We start from the raw sequence: 16,178 nt of genomic DNA, 5'->3' as shown, positions 1-16,178 counted from the left end.
CGTCGGCCGCGCCGATGGCCAGCTGGTTGGCCTGGCGGGCGTGCTCGGCGTTCTGCTTGACGGTGGAGGTCAGCTCCTCCATCGAGGCGGCGGTCTCCTCCAGGTTGGCGGCCTGCTGCTCGGTGCGGCGCGCCAGGTCGGCGTTGCCCTGGGAGATCTCGGCGGCGGCGGTGTTGATGCTGCCGGAAGCCTCCTGGATGCGGCCGACGATGCCGGTCAGGTTCTGCACCGTGGCATTGGCGGCATCGCGCATCTGCGCGAACACGCCCTGGTAGTTGCCGTCCATGCGCACGGTCAGGTCCCCATCGGCCACCGCCTGCAGCACCTGCGACAGCGACTGCAGGCTGGCGTCGGTGGTCTCCATCAGGTGGTTCAGGCCGGCGACCATGGCGCGGAAGTCGTGCTGGTAATGCTCCGCGTCGCCGCGCTGGGTGAAGTCGCCGGCGGCGGCTGCGGCGGCCAGGCGGCGGATCTCGCCGTTGATCGCCGAGAGGTTGGCCTTGGTGGCGTCCATCGCCTCGGTGATGGCGGCCTTCTCGCCGGGCAGGCGGTCCATGTCCACCGACAGGTCGCCGGCGGCGTAATGCTGCATCACCTCGATCAGGCGGTTCTGCACCTGGACGTGGGCGCCGACCAGCTCGTTGGTCTCGCGCACCATGCGGCCGTAGTCGCCCGGGAAGCGGGTATCGTCGATGCGGTAGCTCAGTGAGCCAGCCTCATGCTCGTGTGCCATTTCAGCCTGCGCCGCGATCACGGCCTGCAGCTGGTCCTGCATGCGGCGCATGCTGTCCAGCAGCCGGCCGGCTTCGTCGCGGGGCTGTTCGCCGATCGCGTTGTCCAGGCGGCCGCTGGCGATGGCGTCGGCCACCGCGGTGGCGTGCCGCATCGGGACGGCGATGCGGTTGCCGATCACCCAGCTCAGGGCGAACACCACCAGTACTGCGAAGGCACCGGCGAAGGTCATCACCATGGTGAAGGCCATGGCCTGTTCCTGGACGTCGTCCATGTACACGCCGGTGGTGATGACCCAGTTGAACGGCTTGTAGAGCCCGGCGTAGGTGGCCTTCTCGACCGAGCCTTCGCCCCCGGGCTTGGCCCACAGGAAGGAGACGAAGCCGCCGCCGGCAAGCGCGGCCTCCACCTGTTCCACGTACACCTGCACCCCGTCCTCGGTGCGGTAGTCCTTCACGTTGGTGTGCAGCAGGTCCTTGCGGAACGGGTGCATCAGCATGTTGTGGTCGGTGTCGTAGACCGTGTAGTAGTAGACGTCGCCATCGGCGCGCATCTTCTCAAGCGCCGCCAGCGCGGCTTCCTTGGCGGTTTCCTCCGGAAGTTCGCCGGTCTCGATCAGCGTCCTGTAGTGGTCCAGGACGCCGTAGGTCAGTTCGACCTGCACCTTCAGTGCCTGCTGCTGGGTATTGCGCAGGTCCAGGTACTGCATGCGCGCGGCGCATACCGACAGCAGGACCACGCCGACGGCGATCAGCCCGGTCAGCAGGTTCAGCTTGCGACGCACCGAGATATTGGAGATGTAGCGGGACCAGAACTGGAGGACTTTCATCGGGGGCTATTTCGGCAGGGCAGTCGGGGGCTGCGGGGACTCGATCCTCCAGGCGAAGAGGATCCGATTTTCTATCGGCGGCTATCGGCGGAAGTTGATGGCGCTGACAGCGCCTATGAACCCAACCCTGTACCGCGGTCACGGAATGACTCCCTGACCTGGTACGGGAAGCGGCTCCGGCATATGGCTTGCCTGCGGCGTGGAGAAGAAAAAGGCCCCGATGCGGCGCACCGGGGCCCTTGTTTCCCGGGCTTGCCAGTCCGGCAGGATCAGAACTCCTGCCAGTCGCCATCCTCGGCCGTCACCGGTGCCGGGGCGGCCACGTTCGGACGCGGGGCAGGCGCCACCTTGGCAACGGGCGCCGTCGCCGCGCTGCGCACCGGCGCACGCAGCGTCGAGCGCGCCGCGCCGTCGGCCAGGCGGAACACCGCCACCGCCTCGACCAGCTGCCCGGCCTGCTCGGCCATCGAACGCGCCGCGGCGGAGGCCTCTTCCACCAGCGCGGCGTTCTGCTGGGTGGTCTCGTCCATCTGCACCACGGTCTGGTTGACCTGCTCGATGCCCGAGGCCTGCTCCTGCGAAGCGGCGGCGATCTCGGAGATGATGTCCGTGACCCGCTGCACCGAGGCCACGATCTCGCCCATGGTCTTGCCGGCCCGCTCGGCCAGCTGGGCGCCGTCGGTCACCTTGCCGGTGGAGTCCTCGATCAGGGTCTTGATCTCCTTGGCGGCCACGGCGCTGCGCTGGGCCAGGGCACGGACCTCGGTGGCGACCACGGCGAAGCCACGGCCCTGCTCGCCGGCACGCGCCGCTTCCACCGCGGCGTTGAGCGCCAGGATGTTGGTCTGGAAGGCGATGCCGTCGATCACCGAAATGATGTCGGCGATCTTGCGCGAGGACGCCTGGATGTCGGCCATGGTGTGGACCACCTGGCCGACGACCTCGCCACCCTGCGACGCGACGTCGGCCGCGCCGATGGCCAGCTGGTTGGCCTGGCGGGCGTGGTCGGCGTTCTGCCTGACGGTGGAGGTCAGCTCCTCCATCGAGGCGGCGGTCTCTTCCAGGTTGGCGGCCTGCTGCTCGGTGCGGCGGGACAGGTCGCTGTTGCCGGAGGCGATCTCGGTTGAGGCCGTGTTGATGGCGGCCGAGGCGTCGCGGATGCGGGAGACGATGGAGGCGAGCTGGTCGACGGTGGCGTTGGCGTCGTCGCGCATGCGGGCGAACACGCCATGGAACTCGCCCTCCATGCGCACGGTCAGGTCGCCCTGGGCCACGGTGCGCAGCAGCGCCGAGATCTGGTCCAGGTTCTGCCCGGTGGTCTCCATCAGCCTGTTCAGGCCGGCCACCATCGCGCGGAACTCGTGCTGGAAGGCGTCGGCGTCACCGCGGTGCGAGAAGTCGCCGGCCGCCGAGGCCGCGACCAGGCGCTGGATTTCGGCGTTGATCGCACCGAGGTTGCGCTTGCAGGTGTCCATGGCCTCGGTGATCGCGGCACGCTCGCCGGGCAGGCGGTCCATGTCGACGGACAGGTCGCCCACGGCGTAACGGCGCATCACCTCGACCGCGCGAAGGGTGACTTCGACATGCTGGTGCACCAGCGCGTTTGCGTCGCGCACCATCAGGCCGTAGTCGCCCGGGAAGGCACTGTCGTCGATGCGGTAGCTGGTCTGGCCGGCCTCATGGCGGCGCGCCATTTCCCGCTGTGCTTCGATCACCGCCTGCAGCCGGTCCTGCATCTGCGCGATCGAGTCGAGCATCTGGCCCATTTCGTCCTTGCCATGGTTGCCCATGCGGACCTGGAGATTGCCATTGGAGACGCCGCGCACGGCGGCAAGGGCGCGGTTGGCGGCGTCGAGCACGGTGCCGCCGATGGCCCAGCCCGCCAGCAGGGTGACCAGCACGAGCAGGCCGCCGACCACGGTCATGATCCCGGTGAACTTCAGCGCCTGGAACTGGGTGTCGTCCAGGTAGACGCCGGAGGCCACCACCCAGTCCCACGGCTCGTAGAGCGCGGCGAAGGACGTCTTGTTGACCTCCTTGCCGGTGCCGGGCTTGGCCCAGGCGTAGTCAACGACACCGCCGCCGGCCACGGCCTCCTTCACGAAGGCCGGGAAGATCGCCTTGCCGTCGGCGCTGAGCACCTCGTGCAGCGGCTTGCCTTCAAGGTCCGGCCGGTCCGGGTGCATCAGCATCCGCGGCTCGCGGTCGGTGATGAAGAAGTAGTCCACGCCGCCGGAGGCACGCATGCCGCGCATGGCCTTCAGCGCTGCGGCCTTGGCTTCCTCTTCCGTCAGCTCACCGCTCTCCACGCGCGCGGCGTACTGGTCGATCATGCCCAGGGCCATCTCGACCTGGGCGCGCACCCCCGCCTGGCGGGTGGCGGTCAGGTCCAGGTACTGGAGGCGGGCCGCGATCACCGCAAGGGAGACGATGCCGACGGCCACGAGCGCGGCCTGCAGCAGGAACTTGCGCTTCATCGGCACATCGGCGAGGAAGCGGCGGAACGGAGCAAGGGCGTTCATGCAGACGTCTTTTTGGCGGTATGCCGGAATATCGGCATGGGACTGGAATTCTTTCGCGGCAGACAGCAAAAGCCCCGGACGAGCCGGGGCCTTTGCCTTGCCTTTGCGGGCCAGGCCCGGGTCAGAACTCGGCCCAGTCGGCCTCGTTGATCACCTTACCGGCCTGCGGCGCACGGCTGGCCGGACGCGGGGCCGCGGCCTTGCGCTGCGGGAACGGCACGGCCTTCGGCGCCGGTGCCGCCTCGGCCACGTGGCCCGACAGGCCATGCTCCAGGCGGAACACCGAGATGGCCTGGGCCAGGCCGGCAGCCTGCTCCTCCATCGAACGGGCCGCGGCGGAGGCTTCCTCGACCAGGGCGGCGTTCTGCTGGGTGGTCTCGTCCATCTGCACGATGGTCTGGTTGACCTGCTCGATGCCGGCAGCCTGCTCCTGCGACGCCGCGGAGATCTCGGCCATGATGTCGGTCACGCGCTGCACCGAGGCCACGATCTCGCCCATGGTCTTGCCGGCCTGCTCGGCCAGCTGGGCGCCATCGGCGACCTTGCCGGTGGAGTCCTCGATCAGCTGCTTGATCTCCTTGGCGGCCGTGGCCGAACGCTGGGCCAGCGAACGCACCTCGGTGGCGACCACGGCGAAGCCGCGGCCCTGCTCGCCGGCACGCGCCGCTTCCACCGCGGCGTTGAGCGCCAGGATGTTGGTCTGGAAGGCGATGCCGTCGATCACCGAGATGATGTCGGCGATCTTGCGCGAGGACGCCTGGATGTCGGTCATGGTGTGGACCACCTGGCCGACGACCTGGCCGCCCTGCGAGGCGACGGAGGCGGCGCCGATGGCCAGCTGGTTGGCCTGCCGGGCGTGGTCGGCGTTCTGCTTGACGGTGGAGGTCAGCTCCTCCATCGAGGCGGCGGTCTCCTCCAGGTTGGCGGCCTGCTGCTCGGTGCGACGCGACAGGTCGTTGTTGCCGGAGGCGATCTCCGACGCGCCGGTGTTGATGGCGGTCGAGGCGGCCTGGATGCGGGAGACGATCGAGGTCAGCTGGTCGACGGTGGCGTTGGCGTCGTCGCGCATGCGGGCGAACACGCCATGGAACTCGCCTTCCATGCGCACGGTCAGGTCGCCCTGCGCCAGGCCGGTCAGCAGGCGCGAAACCTCGGCCAGGCTGATCGCGTTTGCATCCAGCAGGTGGTTGAGCTGGACCGCCAGCTGCAGCAGGAAGCCCTGCTTGTCACCGGTGTCGATCCGGCCGGACAGGTCGCCGGCCGCGGCGGCCTCGACCACGCGCGCCACTTCCTGCTCGACCCGGATCTCGCCGGTGCGGTCGCGCCACTCGCACACCATGCCGACGTACTTGCCTTCGGCATCGAGGATCGTGGAGATGTTCTGCGCGAAGCAGGCCTCGCCGTACTGCACCTCGCGGGCGGCACGGCCTTCGCGCTCCAGGCGGGCGAGGAAGTCCTGCGCGATCTTGCCGCCGATCTCCAGGACCTCGACCGGCTGGCCGACCAGCGGCGCCTCCATGTCCAGGTGGGGCAGGGCGGCCGCGACCTGGTCCGCATGGCCTTCCAGCATCCGGGCCAGCGCCGGGTTGCGGTAGACGATGCGGTATTCCGGATCGGTGATCATCAGGCCGGTGGTGGAGGCTTCCAGCGCGGTACGGATGCGCAGGTTCTCCGCCGCGACCTTCTGGTCGCGCTCGGTGCGCTCGCGCAGGTCGTGCTGCATGCGCTGCATCGCGCGCATAAGGTCGGCGATCTCGTCCGAGCCCCGGATGTCGATGCGGCTGTCCAGCTTGCCGGTGGCGACGTCGTTGGCCACGGCCACGGCACCGCGCATCGCACCGGCCAGGTTGCGGGCGATGAAGAAGGCGATGGCCAGGCCACCGGCCACGCCCACCAGCAGCATCACCACGATGGTGGTCACCGAGGTCGCGTAGGCGGTGCCCGCGCTGGCCACGGACTGGTCGGCCTGGCGGTCGGCTTCCTGGATCAGCGCGGTGACGGCGGCGGTGGCGGCGTTGTGCAGGTCCGAGGTTTCGCCCAGGAAGGTGTCTAGGGCGTCGTCCGGCAGCTCCAGGTCGATCATCTCGTTGACCGACTCGTACGAGATCCGGGCCTTCTGCCAGGCGGCGGTCACTTCGTCCAGGAGCTTGCGCTCCTGGTCGTTGCTGACCAGCTTGGCGTAGGCGGCCAGGGCTTCGTCGATCTCGGTCGAGAGCTTGTTCGAGCGTTCGCGGGCGTCGAGCTTCACCGCCTCGCTGGCGCGTACCAGGCCGCGGTAGGACGCGGTCCGGTACTCACCCAGCAGGGCGCGGAGCTCGCCGGCCGTGGCCACGCTCTCCATGCTGCCTTCGGCGAGGTTGGTGGTGGCGCGGTTGAGCGACGAAAGCCCGTAGTAGGCACCGACACCCTGCGCGGCGAGCAGCACGAGCACCACGCCGAAAGCCAGCATCAACTTCGGCGTGAGCTTGAGGTTCTTGATCCATTGCATTGCAGCGTTCTCTCCCGATATTCGCGGCAAGTGGGTCTACGGGATGCGCGCACCCCGGAAGAGGAATTACTTCAGCGTGGCGAGCTTGATGTTGGACGGCGAGGTGACGGCGATTTCGGCGCGGCTGGCGTCGCGCTGGACGGTGCCGACCACGCAGACGTCGCGGCCTTCCAGCTCTTCCGGGGTCGGCTTGAACTTGCCGCGCTGGTCGCCCGGGATGCGCGCCGAGAAGGTGTGGCGCGGGAAAGTACCGCCCATGTACAGGAAGGTCGGCTCGCCCTCGGTGTTCTGGGCCCAGCGGGTCTTCTCGACCTTGCCGCAGACCATCACGTCCTTGCCGACGAAACGCAGCGCGTGCTCGGCGGGGACGGCGTCCTGGGCATAGGCGGCCGGGGCCACCAGCAGCACGGCGATGAGGTGGATGGTCTTGGTGAAACGCTTCATGGGGGATTACTCCAATGTCGGGAAAAGGAAAGGGCGGGCTGCCGGGATTGGCTATCGGCAGCCCGGGGAGAGGCTTTAGGCGGCCGGCGCCAGCGCGGCCTGGGCGTCGCCCAGTTCCGTGCTGTCCAGCAAGGTTTCGATGTCCAGCAGGATCAGCATCCGCTCGTCGAGCGTGCCGATGCCGCTGATGAAGCGCGTATCCACGGCGGCGCCGAACTCGGGGGTCGGGCGGATCTGCTCGGAGGTCAGCGGTACGACGTCGGAGACGCCGTCGACCACGATGCCCACGACGCGGTCTTCCACGTTGAGGACGATCATCACGGTGAAGCTGTCGTAGCGCGCTTCCTTCAGGCGCAGCTTCAGCCGCAGGTCGATCACCGGCACGATGGTGCCGCGGAGGTTGATCACGCCCTTGATGTATTCCGGCGCGTCGGGGACGCGGGTGACCGCGTCGTAGCCGCGGATCTCCTGGACCTTGAGGATGTCGACGCCGTAGTGCTCGTCGCCGAGGGTGAAGCTAAGGAATTCGCCGGTGGTGGGGGCCGGGGTACTGCTCATGGGATTCGCTCCTGCAGGGCGTGGCCGCGCGGTGCGCGGGTCGGGTCCTGAGGAGAATCGGCCGTACCGGCGGTAACTTTAGGCGGATCAGACCGCCCGGCGTTCGCGGGCCTTGCGCTGGCGCTCGACCTGGAAGATGAACTGGAGGATCCGCCGCTCGGCCAGGGGCGAAAGCCCGACGAAGCGGCAGCCCGCGCGCACCGGGTAGCGGGCCAGCTCCTGCCGCTGCGAGATATGGGCGACCTGCAGCCGCACCCGCATCGGCCCCCCGCCGTCGGGCAGCTCCAGGGTGCAGGTGTCGAACTGCCGGCCCTGGGTGAAGGGGGCCTGGTCCTCGTCGGTCAGGCCCAGGGCGAGCCCGCCGCCGCTGATGTCCAGGACCCGCACCGGCAGCGGCGGCGCATCGGTGGGGACCGCCTGCAGCTGGACCTGGACGGTGACCACCGGTCCGGGGACCAGCTCCAGCCGGTACAGCTCGCGCCGCTGCAGCTGCAGCACCGATTCGGGCAGGGGCGCGGCGAAGGCCACCGGCCCGTCGCCGTCGACCCGGCGCAGGTGCTGCAGGCGGAACTGGACGCGGACCCGGTCCAGCTGCGAGACGCAGACCAGGTAGTCCGAGGCGAGCACGCGCAGGTTGAGGGTCTCGTCGCGGTTGCCGTCGATCAGCACCTCGTCCCCGTCCACCTCCAGCAGCGCGGTCGGGCAGGGCCGGCCGCCCGGCACCAGATGGGCGCTGATCAGGGCGCGGTTGTCGATCAGGGCCTGGAGCACGCGCACGATCTCGCGCGGATCGCGCAGCATGTAGCGTTCCGCGTCGTCGGATTCAATGGGTGTCGTGCTCGGTTCGATACCTGCCGTCATGCGCCAATGCGGTAGGGGCCCGGGTATCGGCCTTATCGGCCTCCCCGGGCGGGATTTGACCCTCCGCCACGGAGGGTCGCCTGGATTACGCAGCCTGCGGCAGCTGGCGCTGGCGGGCAAGGCCGCCGACGTCCACGATCAGGGCCACGCGGCCGTCGCCGGGGATGGTCGCGCCGGAGATGCCCGGCACTCGACGGTAGTTCTTTTCCAGGTTCTTTACCACGACCTGCTGCTGGCCAACCAGCTCCTCGACCTCCAGCGCCAGCTTCTGGCCGTCGCCCTCGACCACCACCACCAGCGATTCGTTGGCGCCGCCGCCGAAGCCGAAGCTGTCGGACAGCGACAGCAGCGGCAGGTATTCGCCGCGTACCCGCAGCACGCGGCCGTCGCCGGCGACGGTGCGGATGTCCTCGGCCGGGGGCTGCAGCGCCTCCAGCACGTGGCTCAGCGGCAGGATCAGGATCTCCCCGCCGCTGGAGACGACCATGCCGTCGAGGATGGCCAGGGTCAGCGGCAGGCGGATGACCACGCGGGTGCCGCGGCCTTCGGCGCTTTCGAGCTGGACTTCGCCGCCCAGGGCCTGGATGTTCTTGCGCACCACGTCCATGCCCACGCCGCGGCCGGACAGGTCGGTGACCTGGTCGGCGGTGGAGAAGCCGGGCTGGAAGATCAGGTCCCAGACCTGCGAATCGGTCGGGTTCTCCGGAATCGCCAGGCCGCGCTCGGCGGCCTTGGCCAGGATCTTGCCGCGGTTGAGGCCGCGGCCGTCGTCGGCCACTTCGATCACGATGTGGCCGCCCTGGTGCGAGGCGGCCAGGGTGATCGTGCCGGTCTCGTCCTTGCCGGCCGCCTTGCGCGCGTCCGGCATTTCCAGGCCGTGGTCGATCGAATTGCGGACCAGGTGCACCAGCGGGTCGGCGATCTTCTCGATCAGGCCCTTGTCCAGCTCGGTGCCTTCGCCGATCGTGCGCAGGCGCACGTGCTTGCCCAGGCGGGTGGAGAGGTCGCGCACCAGGCGCGGGAAACGGCGGAACACCGCGTCCACCGGCAGCATGCGCACGCCGATCACCGCTTCCTGCAGGTCGCGGGTGTTGCGCTCGAGCAGCTCCAGGCCCGCGAACAGGCGCTCGGCCTGGGTCGGGTCCATGCCGCCGCTGACCTGCTTGAGCATCGCCTGGGTGATGACCAGCTCGCCGACCAGGTTGATCAGGGCATCGACCTTGTCGACGCTGACGCGGATCGAGGTCTCGGCCTCGTGGCCGTGGGCGGCGGCGGTGCCGGCCGCCGGGGCAGCCGGCTGCGACCCGTCGGCCGCGGCGGCGATCGGGGCCGGCGCGGCCGCCGGAGCCGGCGCCTGCGGCCGGATATCCAGCTCGCAATCGTCCACGACCCAGGCGAACACGGCGTCGATGGCGCTGCGCGGCACCTTGCCGCGCAGGCCCAGGTCCCACGCGATGCACGCCTCGAGCGGATCGAGGTGGGCGAATTCGGGCAGCTTCTCCAGCCGCGCGTTCACTTCCAGCGGGCCGAGGTGCTCGAGCTCGCGGATGATGCGCAGCGGGTCGTTGCCGCTCATGAACAGCGACGGGGCCGGGGCGAAGGCGATGTCCCAGCCTTCCGGCTCCGGTTCGGCCGCGGCCTTGGCCACGGTGGCGCCGGGCTGGCCCAGCTCCTGCTGCAGGCGCTGGTGCACGGCGGCGACCGCGGCCGGATCGGCCGGGCGGCCCTGTTCGGCCTCGGCCAGCAGGGCACGCAGCACGTCGACCGAGCCGAGCATGGCGTCGACCGCGCTGGCGGCAAGGGCGCGCTTGCCGCCGCGGATCTCGTCCAGCAGCGTCTCCAGCACGTGGGTCAGGGAGGCCATCTTCTCGAAGCCGAAGGTGGCCGCGCCGCCCTTGATCGAGTGCGCCGCGCGGAACACGGAGTTGATGACTTCCGGATCCGTGCTGCCGCCTTCCAGCTCCAGCAGGCCGGCCTCCATCGCGTCCAGGCCTTCGCGGCTTTCCTCGAAGTAGGTTGCGTGGAAGCGTTGCAGGTCCATGCTCATGGGGCGCGCTCGGAAACTTGGGAATGAAGCGGGTGGTCCGGGCTCAGCCCAGGACCTTCTGCACGGTGGCTACCAGCTGTTCGGGGTTGAACGGCTTGACCAGCCAGCCGGTGGCGCCGGCGGCCTTGCCTTCGGCCTTCTTGTCCGCCGCCGACTCGGTGGTCAGCATCAGCATCGGGGTGAACTTGTAGTCGGGCAGGGCGCGCAGGGCGCGGATCAGCGAGATGCCGTCCATGTTCGGCATGTTCACGTCGGTCACCACCGCGTTGAAGCGCTGGCCCTGGGCGCGGCCGAGCGCCACCTGGCCGTCCTCGGCCTCCTCCACGGCGAAACCGGCGGAGGTCAGGGCGAAAGAGACCATCTGGCGCATCGAGGCCGAATCGTCCACTACCAGAATGCGTGCGCTCATGCGGCGTTCTCCACGGTGTTCTTATTCAAGTCTTGTTGGTCGGTGAGTCCAAGCTGGGCCGACAGGCCCAGCAGGCGCGCAGCGTCGCGCAGGGCGTCGCTGCAGCCGGACAGCTCGGTACGGCGGCCCAGTTCGCGCCGGGTGAGGAAGAACGCGCACAGCACCTGCATCGCGGCGGTATGCACGCGGCGCACGGTCGTACCGTCGAGCGCCAGCTCGCTGGCGTCCAGGTGTGCCGCAAGGCGTTCCTTGAGCTCCGCGCTGGCCTCGATGCCGAGGTCCTCGCCCAGGGAAACGGTGTTCATCGCTACTCCACGCGGTGGGGGTCGGTCTGGATAGCGGCCGATCGGGCGCAGGCTTTAGCGCCCTTCACCGGGATTGGCCGGGGAGAGCAGGCAGGAGGCGTCCAGCAGCACCATCGGCTCCCCGCCGAGGCGGGCGATGCCGCGGAACAGGCCGTCGCCACCGGGCCTGACCTGGGCGGTCCCGGGCGGCTCGACCTGGCCTTCGCCGAGGTTGACCACGTCCTCGACGGCGCTCACGCGCAGGCCCAGGATCTCGCCCTTCTCCTCCAGGACCACGAAGCGGGTCGAGGCGTCGTCCGGCTGGGTGGTCTGGCCCAGGTGCATGCCCAGGTCGAGCACCGGCACGACCTGGCCGCGCAGGTTCATCACCCCGAGCATGGCCTGGGCGGTTCCGCGCAACGGCAGCAGCGGGACCGGCAGCACCACTTCCTGGACCTTGAGCAGCTCCAGGCCGTAGCGCTGGCCGCCGCAGCGCAGGCGCAGCCAGCGCGAGGTGCGCCCGGCCGGCTGCTTGCCGGCCGGGGCGTCCTCGCCCTGCGCGGACGCGACGCCGTGGCGCGGTGGAACCGCCGGCGGAGGCACGGGCGCCTGCGGACGGCGGGCAACGGGGGTGGGAGCCGGCGGCGCGACCCGCGTCGAAGGCGCGACGGGCGCGACCGGCATCGCCGCCACGGGCGCCGGCGCTGGGACTGCCGGCGCCGGCGCTGGGGGCGCAACGGGCGCGGCGGGCTGGGCCTGGGCAGGCGCGGCAGCGGGCGAGGGTGCCTGCGCAACCGGCGGGGGGGCTTCGACTTCCATGCGGGCCCCGGCTTCGGCTTCGGCCTCGACTGCCACGGCAGTCTCGACCTCCGCCGACGGCGCGGCGGGCACGGCTTCGACCGGAGCGGGGCCGCCTTCGGCCCCGGCTCCCGCCTTGTTTTCGGTTTCGGCCTTGCCTTCGGTTTCGGCCTTGGCCGCCGGAGCGGCGTTGGCCGGACCCGCGACCAGCAGACCGTCCAGGTAGTCGTCGAGTACTTCGGCCGCGATCATGCTGCCTGTTCCAGGGACTGCGCCTCGCTGGCCAGGATCCAGTCCAGCGCACGGCGGTAGGCGGACAGGGCGCGGCCGGGGTAGGCGCCCTCGGCGCCGGCCGGCTGCACCAGCAGTTCGGTGTTGCACAGGCGGGTATCGACCGGGATGGCGTCGTCCCACACGCGGTCGCCGTGCTCCTCCTGCATGCGCTTGAGCGCATCCTGGCCGGCGCGGGTGCGGCGGTCGTACAGGGTCGGCAGCACCGAGACCGGCATCGGACGGCGGCGCGAGCGCTCGACCATCTCCGCGGTACGGACCATGCCGGCCAGGCCGTGCAGGGCAAGCGGCTCGGCCTGGGTCGGGATGATCACGCGGTCGGCCGCGGCCAGGGCGTTGATCATCAGCAGGCCCAGGGTCGGCGGGCAGTCCAGCAGCACGTAGTCGTGCTGGCCGGCATGGCGCGACAGTGCCTGCGACAGGGCCAGGCCCAGGCCGGGCTGGTTGGCGCTGCGCCGCTCCAGGGTCGCCAGGGCGGTCTGCGCGCAGACGTAGTCCATGCGCTCGACCGCGCTGGTGCGCACCAGGCTGGCCAGTTCGCGCGGCGGGGTGGCGAACAGCTCCATCACCCCTTCCGGGGCCGGCTCCACCGGCACGCCGAAGGTGCGGGTCATGGACGAATGCGGGTCCAGGTCGACCAGCAGCACGCGGCTGCCGCGCGCCGCCAGGCCGCGGCCCAGTGCCAGGGTGGTAGTGGTCTTGCCCACGCCGCCTTTCTGGTTGGCGATCGCCCACACGCGCATCAGTCGGATCCTCCTGTCGTTCGGTCGGCCACGGCCCCGTGGGATGCCGTGCCGGCGGGCACCCCTCCAGGTGCCGCGCGGTCCGGCACCCGGGCGCTTGCCGCCACTTTTCCTATCGGCAGCGCGGCCTTGCTCTTGACCGCCGCGCCTTCGTCCACGTCGGCTCCGCCGTCGCCGACCGCGCCCGGCGCGGCCAGCACGATCAGCACCACGCGGCGGTTGCGGTTGCGGCCTTCCTCGGTGAGGTTGTCCGCACGCGGGCGGTGCTCGCCGTAGCCGACCATGGCCAGCCGCTCGGGCGCCACGCCGCTGGCCGAGAACAGGTGCACCACGCTGGCGGCGCGCGCCGCGGACAGTTCCCAGTTGGACGGGAACTGGAAGGTGTTGATCGGGCGGTCGTCGGTATAGCCCTCGACGCGCACCGGGTTGGGGGTATCGCGCAGGACGTCGGCCAGGCGGGTGAGCACCTCGCGCGCCGAGGCGTCGAGCGCGGCCGAGCCGGTGTCGAAGAGGATGTCGCTGTTGATCTCGACCTCCAGCCACAGCTCGGCGCGGCGCACGGTGATCAGCCGCGCATCGACCAGCGGCGCCAGCGCCTCCTCCAGCCGGGTGGCGATGCTGCCGAGCTGCTGCTGCGCCCGCTGCACGGCGGCGCGGTCGGACACGTCGACCGGCACGCCGGTACGCAGGTGCGAGGCCAGCGATGGCAGCAGGGTCGGGTTGGGGGCGGGCGAGGGCGCCGCCGGGCCCTGGCGGGCGCCGGACTTGATCGGCGAGGGACGGTCGTAGTCCGAGCCCTGCAGCTGGTGGTTGCCCACCTGCACCGGGTTGATGGTGCGCGGCGCGCCGCCGAAGGCGGCGGTCAGGGCGTCGGCCAGCACGCGGTACTTGCCCTCGTTGAGGCTGGAGATCGCGTACATCACCACGAAGAACGCCAGCAGCAGCGTCATCAGGTCGGCGTAGGGAATCGCCCACGCCTCGTGGTTGCCGTGCTCCTCGTGCTTCTTCTTGCGCGCCATCGCCGGGTCCGGGTCAGTGCAGGAAGCCGGCGAGCCTGGACTCGATGTTGCGCGGGTTCTCGCCCTGCGCGATCGCGATCAGGCCCTCGATGATCATCTCCCGCTCGCCCGTGCGCCGGCCGATCACGGCCTTGAGCTTGGACGCGATCGGCAGGAAGAACAGGTTGGCCGAGGCGATGCCGTAGATGGTGGCGGTGAACGCCGCGGCGATGCCGTGGCCGAGCTTGGACGGGTCGGCCAGGTTCTTCATCACCGCGATCAGGCCGAACACGGCACCGACGATGCCCAGGGTCGGGGCGTAGATGCCCATGCCCTCGAACACCTTGGCGGCGGCCAGTTCCTGGTGCTCCTGGCTCTCCAGGTCGATCTCCAGCATGTGCCGGATCTGTTCCGGCTCGACGCCGTCGACCAGCATCTGCAGGCCCTTCTTCAGGAACGGGTCCTGCTGCTCGCCGACCTGCTGCTCCAGGCCGAGCAGGCCCTGGCGGCGGGCGATGTTGCTCCACTCCAGGATCTGCGCCATCAGTTCGGCGCGGTCGGCGGCCGGCGGGCGCAGGATCCAGCCGACGATGCCGAGCGCGCGCTTGAACACCGGCGGCGGGGTGTGCACGAAGATCGCCGCGAGGGTGCCGAGGATCACGATCACGAACGCGGCCGAAGACCACAGCGAGCCGACGCCGGCGCCCTTGAGGATGGCGCCGCCGACCAGCGCGACGAGCGCGAGGAGCAGACCGATGAGACTGAGGATGTCCATGTGTCGGGTTATCGGCGGTCGTGAAGGATCACTTGAGGGAAGCGCCCGCCGCGGGTCCACGGGGAGGGCGCACGGATGCCGCGGGCAGTGGCTGCTGGCACGCAGGCCGTCGACGTCCAGGATCAGCGCCAGGCGGCCGTCGCCGATCAGGGTCGCGCCGGCGTAGCCGGGCAGCCCGCGCAGGGCGCGCGGCAGCGGCTTGATCACCCCTTCCTCGCGCCCGCGCACCTGGTCGACGATCAGGCCGAAGCGGGCGTCGCCCATCTGCAGCACCACCACGGTCAGCGGGCCGTTGCCGGGCATCGGTTCCAGCCCCAGCCAGCGGCGCAGGTCCACCAGCGGCAGGGTGTGGCTCTGGCGGTCCATCACCGGACGGCCGTCGAACCAGCCCAGCGCGGAAGGCTTCGCGTGCAGCACCTCCTGCACCCGCGCCAGTGGCAGGGCATACGCCGCCTCGCCGGCCTGGACCAGCAGGGTGGGCAGGATCGCCAGGGTCAGCGGGACGCGGATCAGGAAGCGGGTGCCGCGGCCGAGTTCGGACTGGATCTGGATCTGGCCGCCCAGCTCGCGGATGCGCGACTGGACCACGTCCATGCCCCCGCCACGGCCGGAGATGTCGGTGACCTCGGTCTTGGTCGAGAAGCCCGGCAGGAACACCAGCTGCAGGCACTCGTCCGCGCCCAGGCGCGCCGCGGCTTCCGGATCGATCAGGCCCTTCTCGCGCGCCTTGGCGCGCAGGCGCTCCGGATCGATGCCGGCGCCATCGTCCTGCACCTCGATGGATACGTAGTCGCCTTCCTGCTGCGCCGACAGGCGCAGCCGGCCGACGCGCGGCTTGCCGGCCGCCTCGCGCAGCTCCGGCGCCTCGACGCCGTGGTCGATGCCGTTGCGCACCAGGTGCACCAGCGGATCGGCCAGGGCCTCGACCAGGTTTCGGTCCAGCTCGGTCTCGGCGCCGACCATCTCCAGCTCGACTTCCTTGGACAGCGAGCGGGCCACGTCGCGGGCGACCTTGGGGAAACGCGAGAACACCTTGCCCACCGGCTGCATGCGGGTCCGCATCACCGCCGACTGCAGGCGGGCGGTGGCCACGTCGAGGCTGGCCACGGCGCGGTCGAGCTCGTCGTCGCGCAGGCGTGCGCGCAGGGTCTTGAGCCGGTTGCGCGCCAGCACCAGCTCGCCGATCAGGTTGACGATCGCGTCCAGGCGGCGCGTGTCCACGCGCACGGTGTGCTCGGCCTCGGCAGGCGCGGAGCGCGGCGGCGGGGGCGGGGCAGGGGCGCGGCGGGTTGACACGCGCTGCGGCATCTCCAGCGGACGCGGGGACGTGGCCCCCCGCCGATGTGGCCGTGCCTGGGCTCTGCATCCGTTACCGTTCGCCCCTGGGGGTGCGGGGGCG

The 16,178-nt window shown here is 70.5% G+C and carries 13 protein-coding genes and 1 pseudogene; all 14 read right to left on the bottom strand.

Going from position 1 to position 16,178, the window contains the following annotated elements; translation table 11 throughout:
* Positions 1 to 1,561: cache domain-containing protein (locus CSC68_RS15265; RefSeq protein WP_162204456.1), on the bottom strand; the 1,561-nt coding region annotated here is incomplete at its 3' end.
* A gap of 269 nt (positions 1,562 to 1,830) precedes the next feature.
* Entirely contained in the window at positions 1,831 to 4,083 is a 2,253-nt protein-coding gene (locus tag CSC68_RS15260; RefSeq protein ID WP_162204455.1) for a methyl-accepting chemotaxis protein, read from the bottom strand.
* Positions 4,084 to 4,204: 121 nt separating this feature from the next.
* On the bottom strand, positions 4,205 to 6,571 hold the full coding sequence (locus CSC68_RS15255) for a methyl-accepting chemotaxis protein (RefSeq protein WP_162204454.1): 2,367 nt from the start codon (positions 6,569 to 6,571) through the stop codon (positions 4,205 to 4,207).
* 66 nt (positions 6,572 to 6,637) lie between these two features.
* Positions 6,638 to 7,015, bottom strand: coding sequence for a hypothetical protein (locus CSC68_RS15250; RefSeq protein ID WP_162204453.1), 378 nt, complete (start codon positions 7,013 to 7,015; stop codon positions 6,638 to 6,640).
* Between the two features lie 75 nt (positions 7,016 to 7,090).
* Positions 7,091 to 7,573, bottom strand: a complete 483-nt coding sequence (locus CSC68_RS15245) for a chemotaxis protein CheW (RefSeq protein WP_162204452.1) — start codon at positions 7,571 to 7,573, stop codon at positions 7,091 to 7,093.
* A gap of 87 nt (positions 7,574 to 7,660) precedes the next feature.
* Positions 7,661 to 8,434, bottom strand: a complete 774-nt coding sequence (locus tag CSC68_RS15240) for a flagellar brake protein (protein ID WP_162204451.1) — start codon at positions 8,432 to 8,434, stop codon at positions 7,661 to 7,663.
* 85 nt (positions 8,435 to 8,519) lie between these two features.
* On the bottom strand, positions 8,520 to 10,481 hold the full coding sequence (locus tag CSC68_RS15235; protein WP_162204450.1) for a chemotaxis protein CheA: 1,962 nt from the start codon (positions 10,479 to 10,481) through the stop codon (positions 8,520 to 8,522).
* 43 nt (positions 10,482 to 10,524) lie between these two features.
* A complete protein-coding gene (locus CSC68_RS15230; protein WP_162204449.1) occupies positions 10,525 to 10,890 on the bottom strand; it encodes a response regulator in 366 nt (121 codons plus the stop codon).
* Positions 10,887 to 11,195 carry an STAS domain-containing protein gene (locus tag CSC68_RS15225; RefSeq protein ID WP_162204448.1) on the bottom strand — a complete coding sequence of 103 codons (309 nt, stop codon included), beginning with the start codon at positions 11,193 to 11,195 and terminating at the stop codon, positions 10,887 to 10,889. Before CSC68_RS15225 ends, CSC68_RS15230 begins: the two co-directional genes overlap by 4 nt.
* Positions 11,196 to 11,249: 54 nt before the next feature.
* The gene (locus CSC68_RS15220; RefSeq protein ID WP_162204447.1) at positions 11,250 to 12,224 is read right to left on the bottom strand and encodes a chemotaxis protein CheW; all 975 of its coding nucleotides are present in this window, start codon (positions 12,222 to 12,224) and stop codon (positions 11,250 to 11,252) included.
* Positions 12,221 to 13,006, bottom strand: a complete 786-nt coding sequence (locus CSC68_RS15215) for a ParA family protein (RefSeq protein ID WP_162204446.1) — start codon at positions 13,004 to 13,006, stop codon at positions 12,221 to 12,223. Before CSC68_RS15215 ends, CSC68_RS15220 begins: the two co-directional genes overlap by 4 nt.
* Positions 13,006 to 14,025 carry a flagellar motor protein MotD gene (gene motD / locus CSC68_RS15210; RefSeq protein WP_162204445.1) on the bottom strand — a complete coding sequence of 340 codons (1,020 nt, stop codon included), beginning with the start codon at positions 14,023 to 14,025 and terminating at the stop codon, positions 13,006 to 13,008. The genes CSC68_RS15215 and motD overlap by 1 nt, the downstream gene beginning before the upstream one ends.
* A 13-nt stretch (positions 14,026 to 14,038) precedes the next feature.
* Complete coding sequence (locus CSC68_RS15205) at positions 14,039 to 14,779, bottom strand: flagellar motor protein (protein ID WP_162204457.1); 741 nt, start codon at positions 14,777 to 14,779, stop codon at positions 14,039 to 14,041.
* Positions 14,780 to 14,866: 87 nt separating this feature from the next.
* Positions 14,867 to 16,178 (bottom strand): annotated as a pseudogene (locus tag CSC68_RS15200) (chemotaxis protein CheA); the annotation flags it as partial.

This window comes from Pseudoxanthomonas suwonensis (assembly GCF_010093235.1).
Lineage (GTDB): Bacteria > Pseudomonadota > Gammaproteobacteria > Xanthomonadales > Xanthomonadaceae > Pseudoxanthomonas > Pseudoxanthomonas suwonensis.
Note: the sequence above shows the minus strand (reverse complement) of the source record. Positions and strands in the feature narration are given on the sequence as shown.